Source organism: Acinetobacter lwoffii, assembly GCF_019343495.1.
In the GTDB taxonomy this organism is placed as follows: domain Bacteria; phylum Pseudomonadota; class Gammaproteobacteria; order Pseudomonadales; family Moraxellaceae; genus Acinetobacter; species Acinetobacter lwoffii_P.
In genome coordinates this window covers 2,230,214-2,243,261 of the sequence record NZ_CP072549.1, presented here as the reverse complement: position 1 = coordinate 2,243,261, position 13,048 = coordinate 2,230,214, and the positions used below count along the sequence as shown (strand labels likewise).

Annotated in this window: 13 protein-coding genes; 6 read left to right on the top strand and 7 right to left on the bottom strand. The window is 45.0% G+C overall.

All coding sequences use genetic code 11. The features are described from left to right. Nucleotides 1-60: 60 nt before the first annotated feature. On the top strand, nt 61-1,188 hold the full coding sequence (locus J7649_RS10565) for an anhydro-N-acetylmuramic acid kinase (protein WP_219307906.1): 1,128 nt from the start codon (nt 61-63) through the stop codon (nt 1,186-1,188). A gap of 103 nt (nt 1,189-1,291) precedes the next feature. Here J7649_RS10565 and J7649_RS10560 read toward each other — a convergent pair whose 3' ends face one another. The 3 genes from J7649_RS10560 to purE all read right to left on the bottom strand — a co-directional run bounded on the left by J7649_RS10560 (nt 1,292) and on the right by purE (nt 4,948). Beyond that, entirely contained in the window at nt 1,292-2,584 is a 1,293-nt protein-coding gene (locus J7649_RS10560) for a lytic murein transglycosylase (RefSeq protein WP_219307905.1), read from the bottom strand. Between the two features lie 714 nt (nt 2,585-3,298). Further along, nucleotides 3,299-4,420: a 5-(carboxyamino)imidazole ribonucleotide synthase gene (locus J7649_RS10555; protein WP_004281903.1), complete on the bottom strand. Its 1,122-nt coding sequence runs from the start codon at nt 4,418-4,420 to the stop codon at nt 3,299-3,301. A gap of 15 nt (nt 4,421-4,435) precedes the next feature. Then, nucleotides 4,436-4,948 (bottom strand): 5-(carboxyamino)imidazole ribonucleotide mutase, encoded by a 513-nt coding sequence (purE, locus tag J7649_RS10550; RefSeq protein WP_004647147.1) that lies wholly within the window; start codon nt 4,946-4,948, stop codon nt 4,436-4,438. A gap of 289 nt (nt 4,949-5,237) precedes the next feature. On the opposite strand from purE, the gene J7649_RS10545 reads away from it, so the two are divergent. Next, nucleotides 5,238-6,518, top strand: coding sequence for a DUF2254 domain-containing protein (locus tag J7649_RS10545; protein WP_219307903.1), 1,281 nt, complete (start codon nt 5,238-5,240; stop codon nt 6,516-6,518). Between the two features lie 6 nt (nt 6,519-6,524). Here J7649_RS10545 and J7649_RS10540 read toward each other — a convergent pair whose 3' ends face one another. Beyond that, nucleotides 6,525-6,866: a DMT family protein gene (locus J7649_RS10540; protein WP_219310104.1), complete on the bottom strand. Its 342-nt coding sequence runs from the start codon at nt 6,864-6,866 to the stop codon at nt 6,525-6,527. Between the two features lie 242 nt (nt 6,867-7,108). Between J7649_RS10540 and mpl the strand changes: the two genes are divergently transcribed. Both mpl and J7649_RS10530 read left to right on the top strand, forming a co-directional pair. Further along, entirely contained in the window at nt 7,109-8,473 is a 1,365-nt protein-coding gene (gene mpl, locus J7649_RS10535; protein ID WP_219307901.1) for a UDP-N-acetylmuramate:L-alanyl-gamma-D-glutamyl-meso-diaminopimelate ligase, read from the top strand. A gap of 359 nt (nt 8,474-8,832) precedes the next feature. Further along, the gene (locus J7649_RS10530) at nt 8,833-9,915 is read left to right on the top strand and encodes a zinc-dependent alcohol dehydrogenase family protein (RefSeq protein WP_219307897.1); all 1,083 of its coding nucleotides are present in this window, start codon (nt 8,833-8,835) and stop codon (nt 9,913-9,915) included. A gap of 62 nt (nt 9,916-9,977) precedes the next feature. Here the strand turns inward: J7649_RS10530 and J7649_RS10525 are convergent, their stop codons facing one another. Next, nucleotides 9,978-10,451, bottom strand: coding sequence for a BLUF domain-containing protein (locus tag J7649_RS10525; protein ID WP_219307895.1), 474 nt, complete (start codon nt 10,449-10,451; stop codon nt 9,978-9,980). A 196-nt stretch (nt 10,452-10,647) separates the two neighbouring features. Between J7649_RS10525 and J7649_RS10520 the strand changes: the two genes are divergently transcribed. Then, nucleotides 10,648-10,995 (top strand): hypothetical protein, encoded by a 348-nt coding sequence (locus J7649_RS10520; RefSeq protein ID WP_219307893.1) that lies wholly within the window; start codon nt 10,648-10,650, stop codon nt 10,993-10,995. Here J7649_RS10520 and J7649_RS10515 read toward each other — a convergent pair. Both J7649_RS10515 and J7649_RS10510 read right to left on the bottom strand, forming a co-directional pair. After that, nucleotides 10,988-11,278: a GNAT family N-acetyltransferase gene (locus tag J7649_RS10515; RefSeq protein WP_005108225.1), complete on the bottom strand. Its 291-nt coding sequence runs from the start codon at nt 11,276-11,278 to the stop codon at nt 10,988-10,990. The two genes, J7649_RS10520 and J7649_RS10515, sit on opposite strands and share 8 nt — an antisense overlap. A gap of 31 nt (nt 11,279-11,309) precedes the next feature. Continuing rightward, on the bottom strand, nt 11,310-11,588 hold the full coding sequence (locus tag J7649_RS10510) for a GNAT family N-acetyltransferase (protein ID WP_219307891.1): 279 nt from the start codon (nt 11,586-11,588) through the stop codon (nt 11,310-11,312). Nucleotides 11,589-11,743: 155 nt separating this feature from the next. Between J7649_RS10510 and J7649_RS10505 the strand changes: the two genes are divergently transcribed. Beyond that, the gene (locus tag J7649_RS10505; protein ID WP_219307889.1) at nt 11,744-12,937 is read left to right on the top strand and encodes a sugar transporter; all 1,194 of its coding nucleotides are present in this window, start codon (nt 11,744-11,746) and stop codon (nt 12,935-12,937) included. Nucleotides 12,938-13,048 lie beyond the last annotated feature (111 nt).

The window sequence follows — 13,048 nt, the reverse complement described above, 5'->3', positions numbered from 1 at the left end:
TTACTCAATTTGTGCGATATACTAACACTTTTTCAGCATATTGCAGGCTTAAGAATAACCATGACAGCGATCTATATTGGGGTAATGACCGGCACGAGCATGGATGGTGTCGATATTGTTGCTGCTTCTTTTGATCCACTCCAGCTTCACGCCACACTCACTTTGGCATTTGATCATGACCTTCGGGATGAACTGATGGCACTGACTTTGCCTGATGACAATGAAATTGACCGCATGGGTAAGGCCGATGTTGCACTGGCACAAATGATTGGTCATGGTATTAATGCGCTGATTGAAAAAAATAACCTCGATAAATCCAGAATTAAGGCGATTGGCTCGCATGGCCAGACTATCCGGCATCGTCCTGAACATGGCTTCACCCTGCAAATTGGTGACCCGAACATCATTACTGAAATTACCCAGATTCCGGTGATTTCAGATTTCCGTCGTCGTGATCTGGCGGCAGGTGGTCAGGGAGCACCTTTAGTTCCGGCATTTCATCAGGATATTTTCCAGCATGACAGCATTCACCGGGTAATTTTAAATCTGGGCGGTATTGCCAATGTCAGCCTGCTACCTGCCGGCAAGCCTGAAGAGGTTTATGGTTTTGATACCGGACCGGCCAATATCCTGATGGATGCTTGGTGTTCCCGTTATACTGGCCAGCCTTTTGATGAAAATGGTAACTGGGCAGCCTATGGCACCCCGATTCGCAGTTTACTCGATCGCTTGCAGTCACACGAATTCTTCTCCAAAGAACCTCCGAAAAGTACTGGTCGTGAAGATTTCAACCTGGAATGGCTGGATGAACAGATTGCTGACTGGCGCAATGACCTGCAATACGATGAACTGGAAGATACCCCGGAAAATGTACAGGCGACTTTATTAAAGCTCACCACCCGTGCCATTAAAAAAGCCATTTACCGCTCCGGCATGGATACCGGACAGGTTTTTGTTTGCGGTGGTGGTGCCTACAACTCACATTTACTGGAGCAGTTGCGCTGGCGCCTGCGCAAACATGAATGGAGCGTACAGACTACCGCCGATCTGGGCCTCAGTCCGACCTGGGTAGAAGCTACTGCCTTTGCCTGGCTGGCCATGCGTTTTATGAACCAGCTGAATGGTAACTTGCCTGCAGTCACTGGTGCCGCTGGCTATCGCGTCCTCGGCACCATTACTGCTGTTTAAATTCAGCGAATTACTATTATCTTGCATGACTATAATAGCTACTCAAAAACAGTCATCACAAAAGGTCTGCATGAATGCAGACCTTTTTTCGTTTTCAATATTTTTATTGCATCATGCGTTTGGCATTTTCATTTCTAAAAGCACGCAGAATCTGCTGACCGGCACGACCTGTAGGACTTAAGCCCAAACGCTGCTGTTCCTGACGAATCGCCTGACGGGTTTTATCTCCAATTAGACCATCCACTGCACCAATATCATAGCCACGGTTTAACAGAAATTGCTGGATCTCACGACGTTCTGCACGCGAAGTTCCCGGATCATCAGTAGGCCATGTGGCCGCAAAGCTACCTTTACCCTGCAAACGGTCTGATAAATGGGCAATGGCCAAGGCATAACTTTCTGCCGCGTTATAGCTATAAATGGCATCGAAGTTTTTAAATACTAAAAATACTGGGCCATTCGATCCTGCAGGTGCAAGCAATCCGGCTTGAGAGGATTGCGATAAATTTCCTTGAATCAATGCCGAACCATCGGCACGAACTACACCTTGATTAATCCAACTACTTAGCGATTTTTTATTGCGACGGCCTTCACCGGAAATCGACATGCCTTGCGGGATCTTGACTTCAAAGCCCCAAGGTTGTCCGCTCTGCCAGCCACGCTTACTTAAAAAGTTGGCGGTCGATGCCAGTGCATCCGGAATACTTGAAACCAGATCACGTCGTCCATCACCATCAAAATCAACTGCAAGCTCATCATAAGTCGATGGCATAAACTGGGTATGACCAAACGCGCCTGCCCAGGAACCCTTTAATTGTTCTTCGCGCACATCACCACGCTGTAACAGTTTCATGGTGGTAAAAAACTCACCGCGGAAATAACTCTGGCGACGACCTTCACAGCTCAAAGTCCCCAAAGCCTGTAATAAAGGATATTTCCCGGAAATATCGCCAAAATTACTCTCGACGCCCCAGACCGCAACCACCGTTTCTGCAGGTACACCATAGGTGGCAGCAACACGATTGAGCACCTCACGATGTTGCTGTAATTTTTGCCGGCCGAGCTGAACCCGCTCTTCATCCACCAAACCAGACAAATAATCCCAAATTGGGGTAGAAAATTCAGGCTGGTAATTCAGGCGTTCAATCACTGAATAATCCGGGTTTAAGTTCTGGGTATAACGATCATAGGTACTGCCGCTTACACCTCTAGCAACAGCTTGACTGCGCAAATTAGCGAGACAGTTTTGAAAATTATTTTGGGAGGCATAATTCGGGATATTTGAACTAGAGGTCAAATCAGTCGGCGTGACACGTTGACCATTAATAATAAGTTCAGCCTGTGCCTGTGAAGCAGCCAAGACCACAGAACCAATAAAAAGTGCAAGCCGTTGCATAAGACCCTTGAATATTTAGATTTTGAATTATGCTTCTACCTTAGCAGCTCATGATGAAAATTAAAGCGCCAATGCGTAAATTTAAATTCATAATTCCTACACTTTTAAATTCATTTTGTAATCTTTAAATTTAAACACGAGTTATCCACAAGCTTGTTTTAAATTCAAATCAGCAGGATTTTTAAATTTAAATTCAAAACATTTGGAATTATTTTTGAATTTAAAAAATTACTGGGGATAACTTGTTTCAGGAAAAGCGAGTCACGATCATCAACATGCTCTAATTACACTCGTTTTTGTTTTAAATTCATTTGAATAATGAGCTAATATTTTTAAATTCAAAAACTTTGAATTCATTTATCCAGTTTTAAATTTGAATTCATATTTTTTGAATTTAAAAGCGCAAGTTTAAATTCAAAGTGCGATTTAAATTTGAATTTATTTTTATGAATTTAAATTCAAAACTGCTTTCCAGTTTTAAATTCAAACTTTGATTTCAAGCTTATCTACAAGTGAATATGGCAAAATTCAGCTGTAAAAAAGGTTTTATTGGATTGTTATATTTATACTCAATTGATCAGTTTATAAGCAATTGATTTAAAAACTGATCCGACCAATGGCAGGTATTTTTGAAGAGGCGCAATCATGCCTGAAAGCAGACAAATAAAAAAGCGATCACCAAAGTGATCGCTTTTTTTATCAGCAAGTTAAAGCCTAGATGGTCATATCTTCGCTCAATGCCAATGGATTCGGTAAAATTTTCGCCAGTTGGCGGCAAAGTACAGACAATTGCGCGCTGTCATTTGGCATCAGGGTAATGTGACCAATCTTGCGGCCTTCGCGCTCTGACTTATTGTAAAGATGCAAATGTGCACCTTCCAGAGCAAGTACATCTGCAGATTTCGGATGCTGACCAATGATGTTCACCAAGACAGTTGGGCGGATCACTTCAGTTGAACCTAAAGGTAAACCTGCCACGGCACGCACATGGTTTTCAAACTGCGAACATACTGCACCTTCAATCGACCAGTGACCCGAGTTATGCACACGTGGTGCCATCTCGTTGGCATATAGGCCATTGTCTGTCACAAACAGCTCAAGGGTCAGCACACCGACATAGTTCAGATGATTCAGCAGGCGAGTGATGTATTCTTGTGCTACCGGCTGCAAGTCAGTACTGTCCGGTGCTGGCACAATCGAGTGCGACAGAATGCCGTCATGATGATGATTTTCCGCCAATGGCCAGGTTTTTACATCACCATCTTGGCCGCGTACTGCAATGATTGAAACTTCACGCGAGAAAGTCACGAAACTTTCAGCAATCAGTTCACCCGCAGGGCCCAATTCTGCCCAGGCCTGATCCATCTGATCGGCCGAACGTAAAACAAATTGACCTTTGCCATCATAACCGCCACGCGAAGTTTTCAGTACGATCGGCAAGCCCAGTTCAGCTACAGCAGCCTGTAAGCTTTCCAGTGAAGTGACCGCTTTGTACGGTGCAACCGGAATAGCCAGTTCATCAAACAAGGCTTTTTCAGACAGACGATGCTGGGCAATCGCCAAAGCCTGACGCGGCGGATGCAGTTGCTTGCTTTGCGTCAGTACATCAACATCTGCAAGTGGCGTATTTTCAAACTCAAGGCTAAATACATCTGCACTGTTAATAAAGTCTTGCAGACCATTTTCAGCTTGGCTCGAAATCACCGGACCCAAAGCAGCAGAAGGACAGTCTGTGCTGGCTTCAAAAAATGTACATTGAATATTTAATGGAAGTGCCGCTTGCGCCATCATACGACCCAGCTGACCGCCACCAAAAATACCGATGGTTTTATCCATAATCTGTATCTCGACTTAAGCCTGGCCTGGAATATTGTTACTTGCGACTTTATCTGTTTGCGCTGCACGGAAATCTGCAACATTTTTTGCGATCTCTGGACGCGTCAAACCCAGAATTTGCGCCGCCATAATGGCAGCATTGGTTGCACCGGCAGGACCGATGGCCAAGGTACCGACTGCAATACCGGCTGGCATTTGCACAATAGACAGCAATGAATCAACACCGTTTAAAATCGAAGATTTCACAGGTACACCCAAAACTGGCAGATCAGTTTTTGCCGCACACATCCCCGGTAAATGCGCTGCGCCACCTGCACCAGCAATAATCACCTGAATACCACGATCACGCGCTTGCTCGGCATATTCAAACAGGCGGTCTGGAGTACGATGTGCAGAAACAACTTCGGCTTCAAATGGGACACCAAGCTGCTTGAGCATATTGGCAGTGTGTTCGAGAGTTGCCCAATCTGATTGAGAACCCATGATAATACCTACGAGAGGAGTATCTTGTGCAGCAGCCGCATTCATTGCAAATTTTCCAGAGATTAAAGTGAGAAAAGATAAATCTCGACGAGAGAGCCAAGCTTGAATAGGAGTACTCATTATAGACTGAAATTGATTTGGTCTAAAGTTCAGCTCAACAATTAAGAATTAAAATTATCTGTTTGGAAAATAGTCGAAAATAAAAAGATAATTTTGTGGCTAAAAATACAAAAATAGGACATACATCACATTAAAAAAAGTATAACTATCAAGATAAAACTTTTTTGCAATGAATAACTTAATACTAAAATCTATACATTGGCAGGGCATTTTTATGTGGTACAAACTAAAAATCTGGCTACAGAACCCCTCAGAAAACTTATGGCTGATGCCAGCCCTTGGCGCCCTCTTTGCGACCTTTTTCTCGCTGTTTGCAATCGCCAGTCGCTATTTCATCCCGACCAGCACTGTTCCCAATATCAGTATTGAAACCCTGAGCAGCCTGCTAGATATTATTGCCTCCAGCATGCTGGCAGTCACCACTTTTTCCCTGTCGATTATGGTCGCAGCCTTTGCATCTGCCTCATCCAGCGGGACACCACGTGCCTATCAGCTGATGATGAGTGATGACAATACCCGCCTTGCCATCAGCAGTTTTATCTCGGCTTTTATTTATGCCGTGATTGCCAAGATTGCGCTCGGGCTTGGCTATTATGGTTCTGCAGGCAGATTTGTACTGTTTATCAGTACCATTCTGGTATTGATGTACCTGATTTATATCCTGATTCGCTGGGTACACACCCTGTCGCAACTAGGCAACCTCACCACCACCATTCACAAAATTGAAGTCGCTGCTTCTACCGCCTTGGCGGAGTTTCGACATCAGCCGAATTTTGGTGCCACCGGACAACGCCCAGAGCAAGCAGTTGCCTTTCGTGTTTTTAGTACCCAGACCGGCTATTTCACCAATTTTAATAGTGAAGGACTGGAGCAACTGGCCGTCAGCCAGCAGCTGCATATCCATCTTCCCCAGCTACCCGGAAAATTTCTGGATCCAATGACGGCACTGGCAGAGGTATATAGCGACCGCGATTTCAGCCCGGAACAGCAGCAGGAGATCCGAAACTCCATTTTGAATCATGTAATCATTGAAACCAATCGCAGCTTTTTACAGGACCCACGTTTTGGTGTAGTGGTGATGAGCGAAGTAGGGCAGAAGGCGATGTCTCCCGCAGTGAACGATGTTGGATCAGCGATTAATGCCGTTGATGCCTTAACTCGAATCCTGATTGATAGCAAGGCCGCGGAAGATTTACCGGAGCGGGATTGTCCGCATATCAGTGTGGATATCTTTGATTTCGGGGATTTGATTTACAGTAGTTTTGCCCCGATGGCCCGAGATTGTGTGGGCTGTATTGAACTCAATCAGAGAATATTGAAATGTTTAGCGATGATTCAACATAACGTACCCGAACCTGAACTAAAACAGGCTGCAGAAATAATGGCGATTGAATTAATCCAGCGCTGCCTGAATAAACTGGAATTTGAACCGGATCGGCAGAAATTACTTTCCGAATTTAGAAGCCATTTCCCACTGACTCAGCTGAGCCATTAGATTAAGTTAAGGGGTACGGAAGATAAAATAGACGCATCCACACAGACATAAAGCGGCCCAGAGATAATCCAGTTTAAAAGGCTGCTTAAACATGAAAATCATAAAAGGAACGAAGACCAGTAGGGTCACGACTTCCTGGGTGATTTTCATTTGACCGACTGCCAGGCCTTGCTGCGCCAGTAATTTGGTCGCTGGAATCATCAGACTATATTCAAACAGGGCAATGGCCCAGCTGAACAAAATCGCTTGCCAGAGCTGTGCATCATGCGGCAAAAATTTTAAATGCCCATACCAGGCCAGGGTCATAAAACAGTTGGCAATTACCAGAAGAAATAAAGCCGGCAGCATTTGCATGCACTCTGCAAAAAAGTCGAACTTATTTTACGGTTTATTTGGCGAAAAGATATTGCATCGCTTTGAAATTTTCTTTGAATTTATCCGTGAAACAGGATTTAAAAAATCCCACAACAAGGCCAGAATTTTCACTATCTTTTCAGCTAAAGCCTTGCTATCGTTGCTTGCAAATTGAATAAATCATGACAACAGCACCAATATAAAGTGATGGGTCAGACAGGAACGGAGTAAAGTAGATGCATCTGCATATTTTGGGTATTTGTGGCACCTTTATGGGCTCGTTAGCGCTACTTGCACGCGATCTGGGCCACCAGGTAACAGGTTCAGACCTGAATGTGTATCCACCCATGTCGACCCAACTTGAAAATGCGGGCATCACTTTAATGCAGGGTTATGACCGCAGTCATTTACAGCCTCATCCGGATCTGGTGATCGTCGGCAATGCCATGAAGCGTGGTATTGATGCAGTCGAATATATGCTGAATGCAGGTCTGCCTTATATTTCAGGTCCGCAGTTCCTGGCTGATCATGTTCTGCAAGGTAAACACGTGCTGGGTGTCGCCGGAACACATGGTAAAACCACGACCACCACGATGCTGGCTTGGGTACTGGATCAAGCCGGTCTGGAGCCAGGTTTTCTGATTGGCGGTGTGCCATTGGGCTTTTCGGAAAGTGCGCGTCTCGGTGGTGGGAAATATTTCTGTGTCGAAGCCGATGAATATGATTCCGCTTTCTTCGACAAGCGTTCCAAGTTCGTGCATTACCATCCAAAAACAGCAATTTTAAATAACCTGGAATTTGACCATGCCGATATCTTTGATGATCTGGCAGCGATTCAAAAGCAGTTCCATCATTTAGTTCGTACCATTCCAAGTGAAGGCCGGATTATCGCGCCGATTACTGAAAGCAATATTGATGAAGTGCTGGAGCAGGGCTGCTGGACACCTGTAGTGCGCACCAGTCTGGATGCCAACGCAAAATCTGAACTTTATGCCGAACAATTGTCAGCAGATGGTTCACATTTCAAAGTCCTGCAACAGGGCGTTGTCAAAGGCGAAGTACAGTGGAATATGACCGGGCAGCATTCGGTGGCCAATGCCTTGGCCACCATTGCCGCTGCTGAACATGTTGGCGTATCAATTGAAACCGCCTGTGAAGCGCTGTCGAATTTTGGTGGGGTGAAACGCCGTATGGAACTGTTAGGCACTGTTCGTGGTATCGAGGTTTATGATGACTTCGCCCATCATCCGACAGCGATTGATACGACCTTAGAAGGTGCGCGCAAACGTCTGGGTGAACGCAAACTCTGGGCAATTATTGAACCGCGCTCCAATACCATGCGCATGGGTAGTCATAAAGATGGCTTGGCTCATTCAGCACGTCTGGCCGATGAAGTGATCTGGTATCAACCGGAAGGACTGGACTGGGATCTGCAACCGGTCATTGAGGCTGCGCCAAACAAGGCCAAAGTTGCACGCACACTGGATGACATCATTCAGACTGTGGTGGCAGAAGCAGGCGAGGGCGATGCCGTAGTAATTATGTCGAATGGCGGTTTTGGCGGTTTGCATCAGAAGCTGATCACTGTTTTACAAGCATAAAACAGATTTAAGTGAAGTGAAGAAGCCCGCCTAGCGGGCTTTTTTTTAGCGTATTAAAACGTTGATTGAGAAAAAGTGAAGGACTGTTCTGATCCTGCAATCCTATGATTTAAATATTAACCCAAAGAGCAGATTTATCTCTGAACTATCCTTGATGATTTTTTGTTGCAATCTGTACACAAGACTCATTGCAGCACCCTATCACTCAAGGCACAATCGGGAAGAACACAGGTATTTATAGGCCTGAAAGCCAGATCATGAATCAGCCCATCGCTGTCACTGTATAAAAGCAATCGAGGCGTTCATTATTCTCGCTGAGTCAGGTCATTCTCATTCCTCACTCCATTAGGAGATGTGTCATGACAACGATGAAAGCGATGGTCTATTACGGCGCAAATGATATCCGCTTTGAAGACCGTCCAGTTCCCACCATTTTGCATCCCGGCGATGCCATCATTAAACTCGAAAAAGTCACCATCTGTGGTACCGACTTGGGTATCTGGAAAGGTAAAAACCCGGAAATTGAGCAGGAGGCCACACGAAAAGAGGGCAGCTTTAACGGGCGTATTTTAGGTCACGAAGGCATTGGTATTGTGGAAGAAGTCGGTTCCGCCGTGCAGAACTTCAAAAAGGGCGACCGGGTGATTATTTCCTGTGTCAGCCGCTGCGGAACCTGTGAAAACTGCCAGAAACAGCTGTATGCACATTGCCGCAATGAAGGCGGCTGGATCATGGGTTATATGATTGACGGCACCCATGCCGAATATGTACGTACGCCCTTTGCCGATACCTCACTCTATCATTTACCCGAAGGCCTGAATCAAGATGTGGCCGTATTCCTTTCAGATATCCTGCCAACTTCACATGAAATTGGCGTGCAATATGGCGATGTCAAACCGGGCGACAATGTGGCGATTGTCGGAGCAGGACCAATCGGCATGAGCTGTCTGCTCACCGCACAGTTCTATTCACCTGCCAATATTATTATGGTGGATATGGATGATAACCGGCTGGAATTTGCCAAGACTGTCGGCGCAACACATACCATCAACTCTGCTAAAGAAGATGCCATTCAAAAGATCCTAGAGATTACCGATGGACGCGGGGTTGACTGTGCCATTGAAGCAGTAGGGGTAGAACCCACCTGGAATATTTGCCAGCATGTCGTGAAAGAGGGCGGGCATATTGCCAACGTCGGCGTGCATGGTAAACCGGTAAGTTTTGAACTGAACAAACTCTGGATTAAAAACCTGACCATCACCACCGGTCTGGTGAATGCCAATACCACAGGCATGCTGCTGAAAACCTGCTGTTCCGGAAAATTGCCCCTAGAAAAACTGGCGACCCATCATTTTAAATTTGCCGATTTTGAAAAAGCCTATGATGTGTTTAAACATGCCTCCGATGAAAAGGCCTTAAAAGTCATGATTGACATGAGCTAATCCACATCAGACAAAAAAGTCCGCTATGCGGACTTTTTTATTTTCAGCATTTACCCCTCAGATCAGAAATAGGGGACATAACCACGCTGCTTATAGCCTTTTGGCGATGCCAGACTGGCCTGATTTTCTTCCAGGCGATACAGTACTTTGAGGAATTCGGCAATTCCTGACTGCTGTAAGGCATGCGGATCAAATTGCTTAAAACCTAAACGTGAAAATAAAGAAGAAATTTCACTGTGTTTATGCACATATTTCATTGACCATTCCGAGAAATGGGACTGCTCTACTATTGCATCTGCAAAACGTAGGACATTGTGATGGCGGAGATCCTGACAAATGCTCTGAAATAAACTTTCCACTACTTCAGCCCGACCTTCAAGGCACTGGAAAAATTTGCCATGGGAATAATACAACACCCCATGAATCTGATGCTGAAGGTTAAACTTCCGGGCAGTGGCTAAAATATCGCTCAAATCTTGTAACAACTCTTGTTCAGATTCTATGCGTTCACTGGCATAGCAAAGCTGTAGCATCATGCCATCTCTCTAGAGGGAAGAATTAAAAACACAATTTAATCAATAATTTTAAATTAAGTCGACTATTTTTTAAGCAAATATCCGTTTTTGCTTACACGGTTTTCAGTTTGCATTTCTGGATTAAACTTTTAACAATAGTGCCTAAATTATTAAACGAATATTTTCATACACCTACCATGAACATGAGGATCACTTGATGTTAAAAGATCTGATTTTAACCCTCGCCTTGTTATGTGTGTGTTTTATCCTGATCATCACTTTAAATAATTGGCATTTCAGCGCTCAAACCAATCTGCTGATCAGTTCAATTTTTATTAGCTGGGCGATTTTGAAATTTGTTGGACATCGTATTTATTTTCATGCCAGTTACCTGCTGATCATGGCAATTTTAGTGATGCTGCAACAGTTTGAAGAAATTTTCTGGGCCATGACCGGCGTGATGGCAGGTTTCGGTTTATATACCCTGTTACAGGTTATATTGATTCCTGCCTTGAAAGAAAAACTGCATTTATCTTTCGGGAAATCCCCTTGGGTAGTTAAATAGCAGTTGCTGCGACATCTGCCAGACTTCGGTCACGTTTAAACATGACATCCACATAAGAACATTGCGGGATGATGGTTAAACTTTTTTCACGGGCAAAATCGACCAGTACATCCAGCATTTTTCGGGCAATACCGTGGCCACGCAGGGAATCATCGACCCAGGTGTGATCGGCAATGATGACGGCATCGCCCCGCCATTGATAAGTGATCTCCGCCAGACGGCGTCCTTGATCTTCCATAAAAAATACACCACCGCGTTTTGAATCTTGATATTTAATTTCCATACGAATCTAAACCTTTGTTATCATTTTAAAATTATAAAACATCATTAAAGCGAGGCTCTCGCTCGAACATGGATTTGGCAAAAGGGCATTTTGGAATAATCCTGATGCCGTGTTCACGGGCAAAATTCACAGCGGCCTCGACTAGATGATGCCCGACGTGCTGTCCGCGTAGGCTGTCATCGACCCAGGTGTGTTCAATCACTAATTGATCTTCATTTACTCTGGAATAACTCATTTCTGCCAGACGTTTTTCATTTGGCTCTACAAACCATAAACCTCCAGTGTCCTGTTGCTGATGCTCAATCAACATGCCGATCCTCTCCTTGTTTTTAAGCCAGACTGACATATTTTTCCCTGCTCTATTGTTAGATTTCTTTTAAAAGATTGTGAATCTGTCCTTCTGACCAATACCGCATTTTGCTCAACAGATTTAAACTGCCGGCCGGTTCTTTTTATCAGATATGTATGTCCAGCTCTTCTTCCACCTCCTCGGTGACACGTCAATGGGTCTGTGTGATTGCTTTAGCCTCTGCTGCCTTTATTTTCAATACCACCGAATTTATCCCGGTGGCACTATTAAGTGATATTGGCGCAAGTTTTTCCATGTCACCGACCCAGGTCGGGTGGATGCTGACGATTTATGCCTGGGTTGTGGCGCTGCTGTCTTTGCCAATGATGTTACTGACCAAAAATATTGAACGGCGCTTTCTGCTAATGGTTTTATTTGCGGTGTTTATTTTCAGTCATGTACTGTCCTATTTTGCCTGGAGCTTTAGCATTCTGGTGCTGAGCCGGATTGGTATTGCCGTGGCACATGCGCTGTTCTGGTCAATTACGGCGTCGCTTGCCGTGCGGGTTGCGCCAAAGGGCAAAGAGTTTCAGGCACTGGGCTTATTGGCTACCGGTACCGCTATGGCCATGGTTCTGGGAATTCCCTTTGGCCGGATGGTCGGGGAGGCCTATGGCTGGCGCAATAGTTTTGCCTTGATTGGGATTGTGGCGAGCGTGGTCTGCGGGCTGCTGGCCAAAACCTTGCCTTTATTGCCAAGTGTCAATTCAGGATCGTTCAGTAGCTTAAAAAGCTTGTTGAAACGTCCCAGCTTGATGCTGGTTTTTGCGCTTACCGTGCTTATGATTAGTGCACAATTTACCGCCTATAGTTACATTGAACCCTTTGCGCTGAATATTGCGCAATTCAGCTCTGCGCAAACCACCAGCTTATTGCTAATTTATGGCGCTGCGGGTCTGATCGGCTCTTACGTATTTGGCCGTTTTGCACCGCATTTTCCCCGACTCACCATTCCGCTATTTACACTCGGGCTGGGAATCTCACTACTGTTATTGCTGCCACTGTCTCAGGGTGTATTTCAGCTTAATAGCTTGGCGTTAATCTGGGGCATCAGCATTATTGGGTTTAGTCTGGCCCTACAAGCCAAGACCTTAAATCTGGCTTCAGATGCGACTGATGTCGCCATGGCGATTTTTTCAGGTCTATACAATGTCGGGATTGGCGGCGGTGCCTTACTCGGCGGTCTGGTAACGGCACATATCGGATTGCATAGTATTGGCTGGGTGGGAGCCATTCTGGCGAGTCTGGGTTTTCTGATCAGCTTATATCTAATTCAGCGTCCGGATTTCTTAGGTAAGAAAGCGCCTTGAAGCATGATTTTTGTAAATGAAATTGTAGTCTTAGCAAAAATCTGTCATGCTTGCTGCACATTGAGCTACCGCTCAAATAAAATTTAGTTTGAACAAGGGGAGTAGCCTCCT

Excerpts from the sequence above, each read along its gene's own strand:
- J7649_RS10515 (WP_005108225.1), bottom strand. The coding sequence starts at position 11,278 with ATGGAAATTAAATATCAAGATTCAAAACGCGGTGGTGTATTTTTTATG.
- J7649_RS10525 (WP_219307895.1), bottom strand. The coding sequence starts at position 10,451 with ATGATGCTACAGCTTTGCTATGCCAGTGAACGCATAGAATCTGAACAA.
- purE (WP_004647147.1), bottom strand. The coding sequence starts at position 4,948 with ATGAATGCGGCTGCTGCACAAGATACTCCTCTCGTAGGTATTATCATG.
- J7649_RS10540 (WP_219310104.1), bottom strand. The coding sequence starts at position 6,866 with ATGCTGCCGGCTTTATTTCTTCTGGTAATTGCCAACTGTTTTATGACC.
- J7649_RS10545 (WP_219307903.1), top strand. The coding sequence starts at position 5,238 with ATGTGGTACAAACTAAAAATCTGGCTACAGAACCCCTCAGAAAACTTA.
- mpl (WP_219307901.1), top strand. The coding sequence starts at position 7,109 with ATGCATCTGCATATTTTGGGTATTTGTGGCACCTTTATGGGCTCGTTA.
- J7649_RS10505 (WP_219307889.1), top strand. The coding sequence starts at position 11,744 with ATGTCCAGCTCTTCTTCCACCTCCTCGGTGACACGTCAATGGGTCTGT.
- J7649_RS10560 (WP_219307905.1), bottom strand. The coding sequence starts at position 2,584 with ATGCAACGGCTTGCACTTTTTATTGGTTCTGTGGTCTTGGCTGCTTCA.
- J7649_RS10555 (WP_004281903.1), bottom strand. The coding sequence starts at position 4,420 with ATGGATAAAACCATCGGTATTTTTGGTGGCGGTCAGCTGGGTCGTATG.
- J7649_RS10565 (WP_219307906.1), top strand. The coding sequence starts at position 61 with ATGACAGCGATCTATATTGGGGTAATGACCGGCACGAGCATGGATGGT.
- J7649_RS10520 (WP_219307893.1), top strand. The coding sequence starts at position 10,648 with ATGTTAAAAGATCTGATTTTAACCCTCGCCTTGTTATGTGTGTGTTTT.
- J7649_RS10510 (WP_219307891.1), bottom strand. The coding sequence starts at position 11,588 with ATGTTGATTGAGCATCAGCAACAGGACACTGGAGGTTTATGGTTTGTA.
- J7649_RS10530 (WP_219307897.1), top strand. The coding sequence starts at position 8,833 with ATGACAACGATGAAAGCGATGGTCTATTACGGCGCAAATGATATCCGC.